Annotated in this window: 16 protein-coding genes; 8 read left to right on the forward strand and 8 right to left on the reverse strand. The window is 71.6% G+C overall.

Annotation, left to right across the window (positions count from 1 at the left end; all coding sequences use genetic code 11):
* Positions 1-76 precede the first annotated feature (76 nt).
* From HEP81_RS20975 to HEP81_RS20985, 3 genes are all read left to right on the forward strand, one after another.
* Positions 77-742, forward strand: coding sequence for a rhomboid-like protein (locus HEP81_RS20975; RefSeq protein WP_172624969.1), 666 nt, complete (start codon positions 77-79; stop codon positions 740-742).
* A 10-nt stretch (positions 743-752) separates the two neighbouring features.
* Entirely contained in the window at positions 753-2,159 is a 1,407-nt protein-coding gene (locus tag HEP81_RS20980) for an NAD(P)/FAD-dependent oxidoreductase (protein ID WP_190276017.1), read from the forward strand.
* A 176-nt stretch (positions 2,160-2,335) separates the two neighbouring features.
* Positions 2,336-2,986, forward strand: coding sequence for a hypothetical protein (locus tag HEP81_RS20985; protein WP_051849998.1), 651 nt, complete (start codon positions 2,336-2,338; stop codon positions 2,984-2,986).
* A 67-nt stretch (positions 2,987-3,053) separates the two neighbouring features.
* Here HEP81_RS20985 and HEP81_RS20990 read toward each other — a convergent pair whose 3' ends face one another.
* Positions 3,054-4,547 carry an MFS transporter gene (locus HEP81_RS20990; RefSeq protein WP_037653380.1) on the reverse strand — a complete coding sequence of 498 codons (1,494 nt, stop codon included), beginning with the start codon at positions 4,545-4,547 and terminating at the stop codon, positions 3,054-3,056.
* A 200-nt stretch (positions 4,548-4,747) separates the two neighbouring features.
* Here HEP81_RS20990 and HEP81_RS20995 point away from each other — a divergent pair, with 200 nt between their 5' ends.
* Entirely contained in the window at positions 4,748-5,425 is a 678-nt protein-coding gene (locus tag HEP81_RS20995; RefSeq protein ID WP_051849997.1) for a pentapeptide repeat-containing protein, read from the forward strand.
* 9 nt (positions 5,426-5,434) lie between these two features.
* Here HEP81_RS20995 and HEP81_RS21000 read toward each other — a convergent pair whose 3' ends face one another.
* Positions 5,435-5,935, reverse strand: coding sequence for a hypothetical protein (locus tag HEP81_RS21000; RefSeq protein ID WP_037653377.1), 501 nt, complete (start codon positions 5,933-5,935; stop codon positions 5,435-5,437).
* Between the two features lie 184 nt (positions 5,936-6,119).
* Between HEP81_RS21000 and HEP81_RS21005 the strand changes: the two genes are divergently transcribed.
* Positions 6,120-7,511: a M1 family metallopeptidase gene (locus HEP81_RS21005; protein WP_172636925.1), complete on the forward strand. Its 1,392-nt coding sequence runs from the start codon at positions 6,120-6,122 to the stop codon at positions 7,509-7,511.
* Between the two features lie 70 nt (positions 7,512-7,581).
* Here HEP81_RS21005 and HEP81_RS21010 read toward each other — a convergent pair whose 3' ends face one another.
* Complete coding sequence (locus tag HEP81_RS21010; protein ID WP_037653375.1) at positions 7,582-8,157, reverse strand: TerD family protein; 576 nt, start codon at positions 8,155-8,157, stop codon at positions 7,582-7,584.
* Between the two features lie 174 nt (positions 8,158-8,331).
* On the opposite strand from HEP81_RS21010, the gene arfB reads away from it, so the two are divergent.
* Positions 8,332-8,760, forward strand: coding sequence for an alternative ribosome rescue aminoacyl-tRNA hydrolase ArfB (gene arfB / locus HEP81_RS21015; RefSeq protein WP_037653513.1), 429 nt, complete (start codon positions 8,332-8,334; stop codon positions 8,758-8,760).
* A gap of 28 nt (positions 8,761-8,788) precedes the next feature.
* Here the strand turns inward: arfB and HEP81_RS21020 are convergent, their stop codons facing one another.
* Positions 8,789-9,256 carry a GNAT family N-acetyltransferase gene (locus tag HEP81_RS21020; RefSeq protein WP_037653374.1) on the reverse strand — a complete coding sequence of 156 codons (468 nt, stop codon included), beginning with the start codon at positions 9,254-9,256 and terminating at the stop codon, positions 8,789-8,791.
* A gap of 54 nt (positions 9,257-9,310) precedes the next feature.
* A complete protein-coding gene (locus HEP81_RS21025; RefSeq protein ID WP_078967230.1) occupies positions 9,311-9,883 on the reverse strand; it encodes a flavin reductase family protein in 573 nt (190 codons plus the stop codon).
* Between the two features lie 304 nt (positions 9,884-10,187).
* Between HEP81_RS21025 and cdgB the strand changes: the two genes are divergently transcribed.
* Both cdgB and HEP81_RS21035 read left to right on the forward strand, forming a co-directional pair.
* Positions 10,188-11,840, forward strand: coding sequence for a diguanylate cyclase CdgB (gene cdgB, locus HEP81_RS21030; protein WP_037653372.1), 1,653 nt, complete (start codon positions 10,188-10,190; stop codon positions 11,838-11,840).
* A gap of 117 nt (positions 11,841-11,957) precedes the next feature.
* Positions 11,958-12,869: a CBM35 domain-containing protein gene (locus HEP81_RS21035; RefSeq protein ID WP_037653371.1), complete on the forward strand. Its 912-nt coding sequence runs from the start codon at positions 11,958-11,960 to the stop codon at positions 12,867-12,869.
* Positions 12,870-12,962: 93 nt separating this feature from the next.
* Here the strand turns inward: HEP81_RS21035 and HEP81_RS21040 are convergent, their stop codons facing one another.
* The 3 genes from HEP81_RS21040 to HEP81_RS21050 all read right to left on the reverse strand — a co-directional run bounded on the left by HEP81_RS21040 (position 12,963) and on the right by HEP81_RS21050 (position 16,101).
* Positions 12,963-13,892: a 1-phosphofructokinase family hexose kinase gene (locus tag HEP81_RS21040; RefSeq protein WP_037653370.1), complete on the reverse strand. Its 930-nt coding sequence runs from the start codon at positions 13,890-13,892 to the stop codon at positions 12,963-12,965.
* A 107-nt stretch (positions 13,893-13,999) separates the two neighbouring features.
* Positions 14,000-15,163, reverse strand: a complete 1,164-nt coding sequence (nagA, locus tag HEP81_RS21045) for an N-acetylglucosamine-6-phosphate deacetylase (protein WP_190276018.1) — start codon at positions 15,161-15,163, stop codon at positions 14,000-14,002.
* Positions 15,163-16,101 carry an ROK family protein gene (locus HEP81_RS21050; protein WP_037653367.1) on the reverse strand — a complete coding sequence of 313 codons (939 nt, stop codon included), beginning with the start codon at positions 16,099-16,101 and terminating at the stop codon, positions 15,163-15,165. The genes nagA and HEP81_RS21050 overlap by 1 nt, the downstream gene beginning before the upstream one ends.
* Positions 16,102-16,215: the final 114 nt, after the last annotated feature.

Raw genomic sequence — 16,215 nt, forward strand, 5'->3', positions numbered from 1 at the left:
TATGACCGAATAATCCGTAGATGTGTGGATAGGCCAATCGGCGGCGTGTCCGCGCTCGGGGCCGCATACTGGCGACGTGACCCGGGTCAACCCCCTCCGCCGTGGACTCGGGGCGGTCGCGGGCTACGTCCGCAGCGCCCCGGGCACCTACGTCTGGCTGGCGGTCCTGTTCGTCACCACCGTCGCGGTGCACCACATGTCGCCCGGGTTCGAGCAGCACTTCCTGCGCCGCAGGTCCACCAACATCCATGAGCTGTCCCGCACCCCGCTGCGGGTGCTGGTCACCAGCGCGATGTGGATCGACGGCGGGCGCTGGCTGCCGTACGCGTTCCTGTACACCGTCTTCCACGCCCCGGCCGAGCGCTGGCTCGGCACCGCCCGCTGGCTGCTGGTGTGCGTGGCGGCCCATGTGCTCGCGTCCCTGGTCAGCGAGGGCCTGCTGCTGAAGGCGATCCGGGACGGCATCGCGCCGCACTCGGCGGCCAACACCCTGGACATCGGCGTCAGTTACGCCCTGGCCGGGGTCGTCGGCGTCCTCACCTACCGCATCGCGGCCCCCTGGCGCTACGCCTACCTCGCCGTCGCCGCCCTCGTCTTCGCGCTGCCCCTGACCGAGGCGCCCACCTTCACCGACATCGGACATTTCCTCGCGCTGCTGATCGGTCTGGCCTGCTATCCGCTGACCAGAGGCCGCGGAAAAGCATGGAATCCGAAGGAGACACTGACCGCGCTCAGGGGTTAGGTTCCCGGCCATGAGCAGCTCGGCGAGCAGTGTCGTGAACGGTGGCATCTCCTTCTGGTACGTGGACGACGGCCTCCCGGCGGTACGGGAACCGCTGCCCGGGGACGCCACGGCGGACGTGGTGATCGTCGGCGGCGGGTACACCGGCCTGTGGACCGCGTACTACCTGAAGAAGGCCGCGCCCTTCCTGCGGATCACCGTCCTGGAGCAGAAGTTCTGCGGATACGGCGCCTCCGGCCGCAACGGCGGCTGGCTGTACAACGGCATCGCGGGCCGCGACCGCTACGCGAAGCTGTACGGCCGGGAGGCCGCGGTACGCCTCCAGCAGGCGATGAACGACACCGTGGACGAGGTGATCGCGGTCGCCGGTGCGGAGGGCATCGACGCCGATCTGCACAAGGGCGGCGTCCTGGAGGTGGCCACGACCCCCGCGCAGCTGGCCCGGCTGCGGGCGTTCCACGAGCACGAGCTGTCGTACGGCGAGAAGGACCGGGAGCTGTACGGCGCCCGGGAGACGGCCGAGCGGATCCGGGTCGCGGACGCCGTCGGCTCGGCCTGGACCCCGCACGGCGCCCGGCTGAACCCGGTGAAGCTGGTGAAGGGCCTGGCGGCGACGGTCGAGGCACTGGGCGTGGTGATCCATGAGATGACCCCGGTGACCGAGATCCGCCCCAAGCACGCCGTCACCCCCTACGGCACCGTCCGCGCCCCCTACGTGCTGCGCTGCACCGAGGGCTTCACCGCCTCCCTCAAGGGCCAGAAGCGGACCTGGCTGCCGATGAACTCCTCGATGATCGCCACCGAGCCGCTGACCGAGGCGCAGTGGGCGGCGATCGGCTGGGCGGGCCGGGAGACGCTGGGCGACATGGCGCACGCCTATATGTACGCGCAGCGCACCGCCGACGGCCGGATCGCGCTGGGCGGGCGCGGGGTGCCGTACCGCTTCGGCTCCCGCACGGACAACGACGGCCGCACCCAGCGGGCGACCGTCGAGGCGCTGCGGGACATCCTGGTGCGCTTCTTCCCGTCCCTGGCCGGGGTCGCCGTCACCCACGCCTGGTCCGGCGTCCTCGGGGTGCCGCGCGACTGGTGCGCCACCGTCACCCTCGACCGCGCCACCGGGCTCGGCTGGGCCGGCGGTTACGTCGGCTCCGGCGTCGCCACCACCAACCTGGCCGCCCGCACCCTGCGCGACCTCGTGCAGCAGGACTCCGGACAGGCGGGCCGCACCGAGCTGACCGAACTGCCCTGGGTCGGCCACAAGGTGCGCAAGTGGGAGCCCGAGCCCTTCCGCTGGCTCGGCGTCCACGGCATGTACGCCACCTACCACACGGCCGACCACCGCGAACGCCTCCACCCGGCGACGGAGTCCTCGCGGCTGGCCAGGGCGGCGGACCGGGTGGCGGGACGCCGTTGAGGCGCCGGGCGTTGGTCCTCTGACGAAAGCGGAACGGGACCATGACAAAAACGCGACCTGGGGCGGCAAGTATGATCCCCGCTGCAAACAAGAGCCAGATGAATGATCGGGTCCGCTTTGCCACGGCAACCGTGCGGTGGGCCCGCGTTTCTTCTACGGGGAGAGGTTCTCTTTTCATGCGTATACGGGTCGCCATCAGCGTTCCTGCCGTCGCCGCGATGGCCGCGTGCGCCCTGCTGCTCACCGGGTGCAACGACGATTCCGGCTCGGGCGCCGGCTCCGCGTCCTCGCCCACGCCGACCGCGTCCGCCGCCACCGACAGCTCCTCTCCGGCGGCGTCGCCCTCGCAGTCGGCCGCAGGGAACGGGGGCGCGGCCACCGGTACCGCCGTGCCGGTGAACAAGACGATCAACGACGACGTGATGGGCGAGAAGGCCACCGTCATCAAGTACATCAAGGACTTCCAGCCGTCGGCGGCGTCGAAGGCCAAGTTCTCGGCGCTGGCGGACGAGAAGGTCGTCCTGGTCGACGTCACGGTCACCGCGAGCTCGAAGTACTACGACAGCTTCGGCGCCACGTCCTTCTACCTCACCGGTATGCCCAACGGCATCGACCAGGCGAGCACCACCATCCTGGACGACGAGATCAAGGCCGCCGGCTACCCGCCGCTGAAGGACGCCGAGACCGGCAAGACCTCGACCGGCTGGGTCGTCTTCACGCCCACCAAGGACGCGGACAAGCTCGTCCTGCGCTACAAGCGCCTGGCGGCCAAGGCCTCCGACGGCACGAACATCACCGCGAAGAACTTCGACGTCCCGCTCGACTGACGGATGCGGAACGGGGCGCGCCCCCTCGACGAGGCCTCGGCCGTCGTCGGCGGGGCGCGTCCCTGTCTCAGCCCACCTGCTCCCGCACCGCGCTGCCGGCCGGCGCGCCGTGCTTCGGGGCCGGCGCGGTCACCATCAGGCCCGCGGTCAGGGCGGCGATGATCATGATCACGCCGGCCCAGGCGATGGCCACGGTGTAGCCGTGCACGACGCCGTCCGGGACCGCGCCGGGCCGGTGCGGGCGGGCGGCGACATAGGCCGCCGCGCTGGTGGTGGCGATCGTGTTCAGCAGCGCCGTACCGATCGAACCGCCGACCTGCTGGGCCGTGTTGACGGTCGCGGAGGTGACTCCGGCGTCCCGCGGCGCGACCCCCGCCGTCGCCGTGGCGAACACCGGCATGAAGGTCAGCCCCAGGCCGAGCCCCAGCAGCACCAGGGAGGGCAGGATCTCCCCGGCGTAGGAGGAGTGCGGGGTCAGCCGGGTGAGCAGCAGCAGTCCGCCGGTCGCCAGCAGCATCCCCGGCACCAGCAGCCGCCGCGGCGGCACACGGGGCAGCAGCCGCGCCGAGATCTGGGTGGTCCCGGCGACGATCGCGGCGGTCATCGGCAGGAACGCCAGGCCCGTGCGGACCGGCGAGTAGCCGAGGACGACCTGGAGGTAGTAGGTCATGAACAGGAACAGCCCGAACATGCCGATCACCGCGAACGTCATCGTCAGCAGGCAGCCCGCCCGGTCCCGGCTGCGCAGGATGCGCAGCGGCAGCAGCGGGCTCGGCGCCCGCGCCTGCCACCACACGAACGCCACGAGCAGCAGCACTCCGGCCGCCAGCAGCGCGAGCACCAAGGGGTCCGACCAGCCGCGCGGCTGGGCCTCGCCGAAGCCGTAGACGATCGCGACCAGGCCCCCGCAGCCCAGCAGCACACCGGGCACATCGAGCCGGACGTCCCGGTGCCCGGGACGGTCGTGCAGCAGCGTGAACGCGCCGAAGACCGCGAGCGCCGCGATGGGCACATTGACGTACAGGCACCAGCGCCAGGTCAGGTATTCGGTGAGCACCCCGCCGACGATCAGCCCGATCGCCGAACCGCTGCCCGCCAGCGCGCTGTAGATCCCGAACGCCTTGCCGCGCTCACGGGGGTCGGTGAACATCGTGGTCAGCAGGGACAGCGCGGAGGGCGCGAGCAAGGCGGCGAAGACCCCTTGCAGCGCGCGGGCGCCGTAGAGCATCCCGGAGCCGGTCGCGGCCCCGCCGAGCGCCGAGGCGAGCGCGAAGCCGACCAGACCGATCACGAAGGTGCGTTTTCGCCCCACGAGATCGGCGATCCGGCCGCCCAGCAGGAGCAGCCCGCCGAAGGCAACGGTGTACGCCGTGATCACCCATTGCCGGTTGCCGTCGGACATGTGCAGGGCGCGCTGCGCGGAGGGGAGCGCGATGTTCACGATCGTGGCGTCCAGGACCACCATCAGCTGGGCCAGGGCGATGACGACCAGCCCCCACCAGCGGTGCGGATCCGTACCCTCCGCGGCGGCCCGGGACTCACCCGTTCGGCCGATGCTCATCTGGCCAGAACACCATGGATCGGGAGGTGCCGCATCTGGGTGACTTCGCCCTGATTCTCAGGGTTTTCTCAGGGTTCCAGGACGACCTTTCCGAGGGTGCCGCGATCCTGCGACCTGGAGCGCGCCTGACGTCAAGGAGTGTCGGCGCGGGTGGGGGGCGGGTGGCGGCGATTGTCAGTGGTGGGGTGCAGCATGGACCCATGGTGAGCGGAACGACCGGCGGGAGCCGGGTGGGACAGGGCGCACGACGGCCGGAGCTGCGACTGCCGCCGCTGGAGCCATGGGCCGGCGACGGACTGGAGCCCGATGGGGACTACGACGGCCTTGAGTTCGCGGACGCGGACCTCACGGGCCAGGACGCGGCGGGCGCCCGGTTCATGGACTGCGCGCTGCGCGGCTGCGCCGTCGACGGGACGAAGCTGCGGCACGCCCGGGTGCTGGACACCGCGCTCACGGGTTTCCGCGGGGTCGGCACGGATCTGTCCGAGGCCACCCTGCGCGATGTCGAACTGACCGATCCGCGCCTCGGCGGCACCCAGTTGCACGGCGCGGTGCTGGAGCGGGTCGTGGTGCGCGGCGGCAAGATCGACTATCTGAATCTGCGCATGGCCCGGCTGCGGGACGTGGTCTTCGAGTCCTGCGTCCTGGTCGAACCGGACTTCGGCGGCGCGCGCCTGGAGCGGGTGGAGTTCGTGGACTGCGCGCTGAAGGGGGCCGACTTCACCGGGGCCACGCTGAAGGACGTCGATCTGCGCGGCGCCGCCCCGCTGGAGATCGCCCGGGGCCTCGACCGGCTCTCCGGCGCGGTGATCGGCACGGGCCAGCTGCTCGACCTGGCCCCGGTGCTGGCGGCGGCGCTCGGGATACGCGTGGAGTGAGCGATCCCGTTACGCGACGCGCGGGAAGCGGGCCTGGAGGGTCCAGATCGCCGGGTTCTCTCCCAGGTCCTCATGCAGGTCGACGAGGTCGGCGACCAGGTCCTGGAGGAAGTCCCGTGCCTCGCGGCGCAGTTCGGTGTGCGCGAAGGAGAGCGGGGCCTCGTCCAGCGGCTGCCAGTCGGCCATGATGTCGACCCAGCCGAAGCGGCGCTCGAACAGCAGCCGGTCACTGGACTCGGTGAAGTCCAGCTCCGCCCGCTGCGGCCGGGCGGCGCGGGAGCCCATCGGATCCCGGTCCAGCCGCTCCACGATGTCGCACAGCGCCCACGCGAAGTCCAGCACCGGCACCCATCCCCAGGCAGTGGACAGTTCTCGGTCCGACTTGGTGTCCGCGAGGTACACGTCCCCGCAGAACAGATCGTGCCGCAGCGCGCGCACGTCCGCGCGGCGGTAGTCGGTCTGCGGGGGATCCGGAAACCGGTTGGAGAGGGCGTAGCCGATATCGAGCACGGCTCGATGGTGTCACGGCGGGCCGGGGACGCCGGGGGCGGTGCCGGTCCCCGGGCTCCGCCCTTTCTGTGAGCCCGCTGTGTCCGGGCGCCGTTTCCGCAGGCGGAGAGCTTGTGGAGGGGTGATCAAACCACCCCCGGAGACGTCTCCCGCCGGTGATCCGCTTCCGCCTAAGATCGCTGACATGTCCAGATCCGTACGCCTGGTACCGGCCGCCGCGGTCGCGTTGGCGCTCGTTCTCGCCGGTACCGGATGCGCGGGCGGGGTGCGCGGCACACCGGGGGGTCCTGGGGTGCGGGACCCGTATTTCCCGAAGGCGGGCAACGGCGGGTACGACGTCGACCACTACGCCCTCACCCTGGACTACACCCCGGCCACCCACCGCCTCACCGGTACGGCGGTCATCACGGCGCGCGCCACCAAGGACCTGTCCGCGTTCGACCTGGATCTCGCCGGGCTGCATGTGGACTCGGTCGGCGTGGACGGCCGGGACGCCCGCTACAACCGGGCCGGGCAGGAGCTCACCGTCCGGCCGCACGACGATCTGCGCAAGGGCGGCACCTTCCGTACGACCGTCCGCTACTCCGGGGTCCCCGGCACCCTCACCGACCCCGACGGCTCCGCGGAGGGCTGGCTGCCCACGGCCGACGGCGCGCTCGGGCTCGGCGAGCCGGTCGGGTCCATGGCGTGGTTCCCCGGCAACGACCATCCCTCCGACAAGGCCACGTACGACATCACCGTCACCGTGCCGCAGGGCCTCCAGGCGGTGTCCAACGGCGAGTTGGCGGACCAGTCAAGCCGGGCGGGCCGTACGGCCTACCACTGGCGCACCGCCCAGCCCATGGCCAGCTACCTCGCGACCGTCGCGATCGGCCACTTCGACATCACCCGGTCCAAGGGGCCCGGCGGGCTGCCCGTGCTCACCGCGGTCGACCGCACACAGGCCGAGGCCAGCGCGGCGGTCCTCGCGAAGCTGCCCGAGATCGTCAAGTGGGAGGAGGACACGTTCGGGCCGTACCCCTTCTCCTCCGTCGGCGCCATCATCGACCGGCCGGACGACGCGGGATACGCGCTGGAGACGCAGAACCGGCCGGTCTTCCCCGGCGCACCCGAGCTGGGCACCCTCGTCCATGAACTCGCCCACCAGTGGTACGGCGACTGCGTCACCCCCAAGTCCTGGCGGGACATGTGGCTCAACGAGGGGTTCGCCACGTACGCGCAGTGGCTGTGGGACGAGGACCACGGTGGTGACTCGGCAGAGGAGACCTTCCGGTACTACTACGACGAGCACGACAGCGCGCTGTGGGCGTTCCCGCCCGCGACGCCCTCCGGCGCGGCGCACATCTCCGCGTCACCGGTCTACGAGCGCGGCGCGATGGTGCTCCACAAGATCCGGCAGAAGGTCGGCGACAAGGCCTTCTTCGCCCTCCTGCGCGCCTGGCCGGCCGCGCACCGGTACGGCAACGCGAGCACCGGTGACTTCACGGCGTACGTCGAACACCGCTTCCCGGACCAGGACTTCGGGGAGATCTGGAAGGACTGGCTGTACGGCGAGGGCAAACCGGCGCATCCGTGACCGGGGCGCGCGCCGGGATGCCCACCCCTCCCCGGACCCTCGGCCGGGGAAGGGCGGACACGGCGGTCCGTCAGACGTTCACACCGAAGTCCTGGGCGATGCCGACCAGGCCGGAGGCGTAACCCTGGCCCACCGCGCGGAACTTCCACTCCGCGCCGTTGCGGTACAGCTCGCCGAAGACCATGGCGGTCTCGGTGGCGGCGTCCTCGGACAGGTCGTAGCGGGCGATCTCCGCGCCGCCGGCCTGGTTGACGATGCGGATGTACGCGTTGCGCACCTGGCCGAAGTTCTGGCCGCGGTTCTCCGCGTCGTAGATGGAGACCGGGAAGACGATCTTGTCGATGTCGGCCGGGAGACCGGCCAGGTTGACGTTGATCGCCTCGTCGTCGCCCTCGCCCTCGCCCGTGCGGTTGTCACCGGTGTGCACGATGGTGCTGTCCGGGGTCTGCTTGTTGTTGAAGAAGACGAAGTGGGCGTCCGAGTAGACCTTGCCCTGCGTGTTGACCGCGATGGCGGAGGCGTCCAGGTCGAAGTCCGTGCCCGTGGTGGTGCGGACGTCCCAGCCGAGGCCCACGGTGACGGCCGTCAGGCCCGGAGCCTCCTTGGAGAGCGAGACGTTGCCACCCTTGGACAGGCTTACAGCCATGTTGGGAGTCCCTTCCTAGATATCCCTGTACGTGCCGACGAAGCTACCGTCACCCGGAGAACGTCGAGGGGGGCGCCCATGGTTCCGCACTCCTTTACCTTTTTTACCCGTACTTCTCCACGGATCCGGAAATCCAGGTGACGCGGACCGGCCCGGGCCGGGAACATGGAGGGCATGTCCGGTCCTCACCTCATCCGTGGCTCCGTCTCGCTCCCCGAGGCCGAGCTGATGTGGCGTTTCTCCAGGTCGTCCGGCCCGGGCGGACAGCATGTGAACACCAGCGACTCCCAGGTGGAGCTGCGCTTCGACCTCGCGGCCACCGAGGCGCTGCCGCCGGTGTGGAAGGAGCGGGCCCTGGAGCGGCTGGCCACCCGTCTCGTCGACGGCGTGGTGACCGTGCGCGCGTCCGAGCACCGTTCCCAGTGGCGCAACCGCGAGAGCGCCGCCGTACGCCTCGCGGCCCTTCTCGCGGAGGCCACCGCGCCCCCGCCCAAGCCGCGCAGGCCCACCCGGATACCCCGGGGCATCAATGAGCGCCGGCTGCGGGAGAAGAAGCAGCGCGCCGACACCAAGCGCGGGCGCTCGGGGCGCGACTGGGGCTGAGCCGGCCCCTTCGCCGCCCGCTCCCCGGCTACGCGTCCCCCAGACCCAGCACCCCCACCGTCTGCCCCCCGCTCGTCTCCCCGTTCTTCCCGAAGCCCAGCCGGAGATAGAACTCCTCGGGGCCGTCCGCCCCGGGATGCCAGGTGACGTACAGCTCGGAACCACCCCGGCGCCGGATCTCCGCGCCCACCGAGGCGACCGCGAAGCGCCCGTACCCCCGCCCCTGCTCGCCCGCCGCGATGTTCAGCCGCCACAGCCCCGACCGGCGGACGCTTCCGTCGCCGTACCAGTCGATGTCGAGGAAGGCCATCAGGAACCCGACTGGCCGGGCGCCGTCGAGGATCAGCCGCGGCCAGGCCACACCCGGAGGGTGGACATGGGCCTCGGCGAGGGAGCGTTCCACCGGCTCCACCGCGTGTTCCTGGTCGGGCCGGACGCGAATACCGATCGCCGTCTCGAAATTGCGGGGCGTGATCTCTTCCAGATGCGGTGTCATCCGCGCACCCTAGGCGGCGAATTCACCGCACCACCACGGAAATAAAACCAAGGCTCAGCCCAACTGCCGGTAACGGCCCCGGAAATACGTCAGCGGGCCGCCCTCCGCGCTCGGCACCCGGGCCGTCAGCACCCGGCCGATGACCAGGGTGTGATCGCCCGCCGCCACCCGCTGCTCGGTGCGGCACTCCAGCGTCGCCAGCGCGCCGCCGATCAGCGGGGCGTGGGTGACCTCGCCGCGGGTGTACGCGAGGTCCTCGAACAGGAGCCGGTCGCTGATGCGGCCCTTCATGGCGAAGCGGCCCGCGATGTGCCGCTGGCTCTCGGCGAGCACCGACACCGCCCACAGCGGCTGTTCGGCGAGCAGGTCGTCCATGCGTGAGCCCTCCCGCAGGCTGACCAGCACCAGCGGCGGGTCCAGGGAGACCGACAGGAACGCCGTGGCGGTCATGCCGACGTCCTCCACACCCGGGGCGTCCGGGTCGTCGGGGTCGAGCGGCGGTTCCTGCGCGGTGACCAGGACCACGCCCGCGGCCAGCCGGGACATCGCGGCCCGGAACTCGTCGTTGCTCACCCCCTCAGCATGCCCGGAAGCGGCGAGGGTGGTGGGGGAAGGCGTCTTCAGCACGCCGGAAACGCTAGTCTGCGCTCTACGCCCGTCGCATCGGGCCTCCGGCCGAGCCGGGACCTAGGACCAGCGGCGGAGCGGAACCGGAAAGCAGGCATTCGGTGAACGCATGGAAAACGCCGAAACTCCGCCCAATTGTTCACGTTTTGCTGTGACTTGAGTCACAAGGGGCAGGAATTGTTGACCCTGTGTACCGGGTGAGCAGCGCGCTGTGATTCAGTGGCGGTGAAACTGCTGGAGCAACCACGAGGCGCCGAAGACGACGACCCTTGATTCGCTGCGAGGTCTCGGGGGGAGGGCGAGCATGGAGACCGAGTCGGAGCCGTATGTCCGTCTTGCGTCCCTGCGGCAGCTGCACCAGGTCATGGCGGACATGAACACGGCGCGCAGCCTGGCGGACACGTTGCAGACCGTCGCCGACGGCGTGGTCAACGCCCTCGGGTACGAGATGGCGGGCGTGAACCTCGTACGACCCGACGGCGATCTCGTCGTCGCCGCGTTCTCCGGCAATTCCGCCGCCGAGGCCCTGATCACCGGCCGGGTCGGCTCCCGCGACGCCTGGGACCGGCGCCTGGGGATGGGCGAGCGCTGGGGCGACCTCGTCTTCATACCGCACACCGAGGGCTGGGTGCTGGACGACGACGATGTGCCCCAGTGGTTCACGGACGGTCCCGCGCCCCGCTTCGAGGACGAGTGGCACCCCTCCGACCGCCTCTTCGCCCCCATGTACACACCGGGCGCCCAGGGCGGCTCCTGCGGTGAGCTGCTCGGCGTCATATCCGTGGACCGCCCGCGCAACGGCCGGCTGCCCGGCGCCTGGGGCCGTGAGGCCCTCCAGATGTACGCCTTCCAGGCCGCCATCGCGATCAGCAACGCCCGGCTGCGCTCCAATATGCAGCGCGCCCTGGTCCGCCTGGAGCGGGAGCAGCAGGCGCTGCGGGCGAGCGAGGAGAGTTTCCGACAGGCGTTCGAGTACGCGCCGTCCGGTATGGCGATCGCCGAGATGGGCGGTGAACAGCACGGCCGCATCCTGCGCACCAACGACGCCCTGTGCCGGCTGCTCGGCCGTCCGGCCTCCGCGATGCGCCGCTACGCCTTCTCCGACCTGGTGCACCCCGAGGACATCGGCACCCTGCTGCGCACCTCGGCGGAGGGCGGTCGCGCCGAGCTGCGCCTCGGCCGCCGCGACGGCAGCTATGTGTGGGTGTCGCTGCGCAACAGCGTGGTCGCGGACGCCGCCGACGGGCCCCGCTTCCTGCTCACCCACGTCGAGGACATAGAGGAGCGCAAGCGCCGTGAGCTCCAGCTCGCCCACCGCGCCTCGCACGACTCGCTGACCGGCCTGCCGAACTCCGCGGAGCTGCGCTCGCGGCTCGCCGCCCGGCTGTGCCGCCGCCCGGCGCACGCCCTGGAGTCCCTGGACGCGGCCTACGGCCACCACCCCGCCTTCGACGGCCCCACCGGGCACGGCTTCGACTTCGCGCCGGGCACGGAGTCGTACGACGGCTACGACCACCATGTGCACACCGTCGCGCCCGAGGGCGAGCAGGACGACGGCACCAAGGGCCTCGCGGTGCTCTTCTGCGATCTGGACGGCTTCAAGTCGATCAACGACCGGTTCGGGCACAACGCGGGCGACGCCGTCCTGATCGAGGTCGCGCGGCGGCTGTCCCAGGGGGTGCGCGACGGCGACACGGTGGCCCGGCTCGGCGGCGACGAGTTCGTGATCCTCGCCGACGGGCTCGGCCGCGCGGACGCCGAGGACCTGGCGGTACGGCTGCGCAACGAGATCATCCAGCCGATCCGGGCCGAGGGCCGGGCGGTCCGGGTGGGGGCGAGTTTCGGCATCGGGTGGGCGCACTGCGGGATGACGGCCGACGAAGTGTTGAAGTCGGCCGACGAGCGGATGTACGTAGAGAAACGATCTCGTCCCAAACAACATCGCCGCGCGGGATGAGCGCCAGGTCAGCGAGTTGATGCGGTCTGCGTCACCTGTTCGGCGCAAGCGGAACAGGTAGGCTCGCCTTTCCAGCCATGACCGTATCCGTTCGCACCTGTTGAGGAGTACCAAGGGATGACGCCCGGCGACAACGGCGCGAGCACGCCCGAGGAAGACGACCCGTTCGGCTATCTGTACGCAGACGGCCAGGCCAGAGGAGCACAGCCGCCGTCCGGTGGTTACGGCTACCCGAACTCGGTCAGCAGGGTGCGCACGGTCGGCGAGCGTCAGTACGGCCAGCAGCAGCCGCCCTATGTCCCGCAGCAGGGTGCCTACGGCCAGCCGAACGCGCACTACCAGGCACCGGAGACGCTCCCCGGCGGCGCCCCGCCCGCGGGCCACGCCCCGGCGCCCGGCCCCGGCCGCCGCGGCCCCAACACCAAGGGCCTGCTGATCGGCGCGATCGCGGTGGTCGCCGCGGTGGTCATCGGCATCAGCGTCGCCATGCTCAACGGCAACTCCGACGACAACTCCGACAACCAGGCCGGCACCACCCCGACCCAGTCCCAGAGCACGGACCCGACCCCGACGAGCAGCAGCTCGGCGGGCGGCCAGCTGCCCAAGGCCGATGCCGCGGACAGCTCGGTGCAGCTGTCGGGCGGCGCCGCGCCGGCCACGGACGTCAAGGGTTCGCGGGCCGCGGGCGGCAAGTACGTGGGCGGCCTGAACCAGGTCGGCGCCTCCGTCACCTGGAACGTGGACGTTCCCTCGGACGGCGACTACACCCTCTTCACCGGGTACAGCGCGACCGGCGAGGACCAGTCGATGACGGTCACCGTCAACGGCAAGGAGTTCGGCAGCAAGCTCGGGCTGAGGAACTGGCGGCACGCCGCCGACAACGACTTCGCCCAGGGCTGGACCCGCTCCTACGTGTGGCCCACGCTCAAGAAGGGCAACAACACCATCTCGATCTCCTGCCAGCCGGGCGACAAGTGCAACGTCCTGCTGGACCAGCTGTGGATCAAGGCGGGCCGCGTCACCAGCTGAGCCGTCCGCCAGGAGGCGGTGCCACCGGTCGTCGGACGGCCGGTGGCATTCCGCTTTCCGGGCCCGTTGCCCGGGGCGCCGGAGCACCGCGCGTCACGCCGCGCCGGCCTGGCCCGTGACCGTGACCCGGCCCAGCAGCTCCTCGTACGTACGCCGGTCGAACTCGCCCGCCGCGGGTGCTCGGACGGTGGCGGCCGAGAGGGCGATGGCGTGGGTGAGGCGGGTCGGCCAGGGGAGGTGGGTCACCAGGCCGGACAGGAGCGCGGCGACCGCCGAGTCGCCCGCGCCGGTCGGATTGCCGTGCACCCGGCCCGGCGGGGTGGCGCGCCAGCGGCCCTCCGGGGTCGTGGCCAGCAGGCCGTTCGGGCCCAGGGACGCGATGACCGTGTGGGCGCCGCGGCGGCGGGCGGATTCGGTGGCGCGCAAGGGGTCGTGGGAGCCGGTGAGTTCGGCCAGTTCGTCGGCGTTGGGCTTGATGATGTCGGGGCGGGCCGCCACCCCCCGGCGCAGCGGCTCGCCGCTGGTGTCCAGCAGGACCGGCACGCCCAGGGAGCGCGCCGTGCGGATCAGACCCGCGTACGCCCCCACCGGAACCCCCGGCGGCAGGCTGCCGCACAGGGCCACCGCCGAGGCGCCGGAGAGCAGCTCCGCGTAGCAGTCCAGGAACATGGCCCACTCCGCGGGCGCGATCTGCGGGCCCGGCTCGTTCAACTGTGTCGTGTCGCCGGAGTGTTCGTCCACGACCGCGATGGTGCGCCGCGTCGCCCCCGCCACCGGCACCAGCGCGTCCGTCAGCCCCTCGGTCCCGGCGAGCCCGTCCCGCACCGCCCGGCCCGTGCCGCCGCCCGCGAACCCGGTGACCGTCACCTCGTGTCCGAGCGCCGCGAGCACCCGGCCCACGTTCACCCCTTTGCCGCCCGGGCGTTCGATGACCTCCGAGACCCGGTGCGAGGCATGCGGACGCAGTGACCGCACCCGATAGGTGATGTCGAGAGCGGTGTTCAGCGTGACCGTGAGGATCACCCGGGCTGCCTCCCTCGAAGCCGTCGTTCCGGGGCCCTGATCATGCCAAAGAGACGGCGGCCGACCCAGATGCGGGTCGGCCCGATCGCAGGGAAAAGCCGGGCGTATCAGCCCAGTTGGGGAGCGACCACCCACTCGCCGTGCCGCATCACGCCCCGTACGTCGAAGTCCGCGTCCAGCAGCACCAGGTCCGCGTCCTTGCCGGGCTCCAGGGAACCGACCCGGTCCGAAAGGCCCAGCAGCCGGGCCGGGTTGGCGGACAGGGCCTTCACCGCGTGCTCGACCGGCAGCCGGTCCACGGTCACCGCGCGTTTGAACGCCCGGTCCAGCGTCAGCGTGGAGCCGGCGATCGAACCGCCCTCCACCAGCCGGGCCACGCCCTCGCTGACCTCCACCTCCAGCGGGCCCAGCATGTAGCGGCCGTCGCCGATCCCGGCCGCGTCCATCGCGTCGGTGATGAACGCCACCCGGTCCGCGCCCGCGTGATGGAACGCCAGCTCCAGGGCGGCCGGGTGCAGATGCGTGCCGTCGTTGATCAGCTCGACCGTCACCCGCTCGTCCTCCAGCAGGGCCGCGACCGGACCCGGGGTGCGGTGGCCGAGGGCGGGCATCGCGTTGAAGAGGTGCGTGGCGACCGTGGCACCCGCCTCGATGGCGTCCACCGTCTGCTCGTACGTCGCGTCGGTGTGCCCGATCGCCGCGATCACCCCGTGCTCGGTGAGCAGCCGTACCGAGTCGATGCCGCCCGGCAGTTCGGCGGCGAGGGTGAGCATCCGGGCCTGCCCGCGCGCCGCGTCGATCAGCTTGCGCACCTCGGCCGGCTCCGGGTGGCGCAGCAGCGCCTCGGAGTGGGCGCCCTTGCGGCACGGCGAGATGAACGGCCCCTCGAAGTGGATGCCCGCGATGTCGCCCTGCTCGGCCAGCTCGCTGAGCAGCCCGGCCTGGCGGACCAGCAGGTCCATCTCGTCGGTGACGGTGGAGGCGACGAGGGTGGTGGTGCCGTGCGCGCGATGGGTGCGGATCGCGGTGAGGATCTGCTCGGCGGTGCCGGAGAAGGAGGCGCCGCCGCCGCCGTGGTTGTGGAGGTCGACGAAGCCAGGGACCAGCCAGTGGCCGGACACGTCGAGCACGGCGGCGTCGGCCGGGGGAGCGCCGGCGATGCGCGTGCCGTCGATGGCCACGGTGCCGTTCTTCACCGTGCCGGTGGGAAGCACCACGTTCGCGCCGGTGAGCACCCGCGGATCCGTCGCGGCTCCTCTTGGACTGGCCATCAGGTGTCTACCTCCGGAGTAGAAGTGGTCGTCAGCAGATCCCGCGCGAGCAGGCCCGCGCCGAGGCAGCCGGCGGTGTCGCCGAGGGCGGCGGGGACGATGGACGGCAGTTTCTGGAAGGTGACCCGGCGCCGGACGGCGTCCCGCAGGGGCTGGAACAACACTTCCCCCGCCTCGGCGAGACCGCCACCGATGATCAGCGTGCGCGGGTCCAGCAGGGTGAGCGCGGTGACCAGACCGTCGGCGAGCGCGTCCACCGCCTCCTGCCAGACCCGCCGGGCACCGGGGTCGCCCGCCGCGACGGCCCGCGCGCAGTCGGCCGCGTCCGCGTCCGGGTTCCCGCCGGCCGCCGCCCAGGCCTCGCTGACGGCGGCCGCGGAGGCGTACCGCTCCAGACAGCCGCGCTGCCCGCAGGGGCAGAGCGTGCCCCCGGGCCGTACGACGACATGGCCGATCTCGCCCGCGAAGCCGTGCGCCCCGGACTCCACCCGGCCGTCGATCCCGATCGCGCCCGCGATGCCGGTGCCGAGCGGTACGAACAGAAAGCGGTCGGCGCCCCGGCCCGCGCCGATCCGGCCCTCGGCGAGCCCGCCGGTGCGCACGTCGTGGCCGAGCGCGACGGGCACCCCGAGCCGCTCGGCGAGCAGATCGCGCAGCGGTACGTCCTTCCAGCCGAGGTTGGCGGCGTAGACGGCGGTGCCGTGCTCCTCGTCGACGATGCCGGGCACCGCTATGCCGGCGGCGGCCGGCGGGCCGTAATGCTCGGTGCCGTACGCGTACAGCTCGGCGGCGAAGTCGAGGATGCCCGCGACCACCGCGTCGGGGCCGCGTTCACGGCCGGTGGCGCGGCGGGCGCGGTGCAGCAGGGCGCCGTCGTCCCCGACGAGGGCGGCCTTCATCCCGGTACCGCCCACGTCCAGGGCGATGACATGTCTCACGGGGACAGTGTGGCCCGCTGACCCACGAGAGGTCTAGTCCACTCGCGTGGTGTAGACCTTAGGCGTTCATCTGACTTATTTGTTCGGACAGCGGGGTTGGGGTTTTGACGGTGC

This window comes from Streptomyces griseofuscus (assembly GCF_014673495.1).
Lineage (GTDB): Bacteria > Actinomycetota > Actinomycetes > Streptomycetales > Streptomycetaceae > Streptomyces > Streptomyces murinus.

Excerpts from the sequence above, each read along its gene's own strand:
- HEP81_RS21005 (WP_172636925.1), top strand. The coding sequence starts at position 6,120 with ATGTCCAGATCCGTACGCCTGGTACCGGCCGCCGCGGTCGCGTTGGCG.
- HEP81_RS21035 (WP_037653371.1), top strand. The coding sequence starts at position 11,958 with ATGACGCCCGGCGACAACGGCGCGAGCACGCCCGAGGAAGACGACCCG.
- HEP81_RS20995 (WP_051849997.1), top strand. The coding sequence starts at position 4,748 with ATGGTGAGCGGAACGACCGGCGGGAGCCGGGTGGGACAGGGCGCACGA.
- HEP81_RS21010 (WP_037653375.1), bottom strand. The coding sequence starts at position 8,157 with ATGGCTGTAAGCCTGTCCAAGGGTGGCAACGTCTCGCTCTCCAAGGAG.
- nagA (WP_190276018.1), bottom strand. The coding sequence starts at position 15,163 with ATGGCCAGTCCAAGAGGAGCCGCGACGGATCCGCGGGTGCTCACCGGC.
- HEP81_RS21020 (WP_037653374.1), bottom strand. The coding sequence starts at position 9,256 with ATGACACCGCATCTGGAAGAGATCACGCCCCGCAATTTCGAGACGGCG.
- HEP81_RS20985 (WP_051849998.1), top strand. The coding sequence starts at position 2,336 with ATGCGTATACGGGTCGCCATCAGCGTTCCTGCCGTCGCCGCGATGGCC.
- HEP81_RS20990 (WP_037653380.1), bottom strand. The coding sequence starts at position 4,547 with ATGAGCATCGGCCGAACGGGTGAGTCCCGGGCCGCCGCGGAGGGTACG.
- arfB (WP_037653513.1), top strand. The coding sequence starts at position 8,332 with ATGTCCGGTCCTCACCTCATCCGTGGCTCCGTCTCGCTCCCCGAGGCC.
- cdgB (WP_037653372.1), top strand. The coding sequence starts at position 10,188 with ATGGAGACCGAGTCGGAGCCGTATGTCCGTCTTGCGTCCCTGCGGCAG.
- HEP81_RS20980 (WP_190276017.1), top strand. The coding sequence starts at position 753 with ATGAGCAGCTCGGCGAGCAGTGTCGTGAACGGTGGCATCTCCTTCTGG.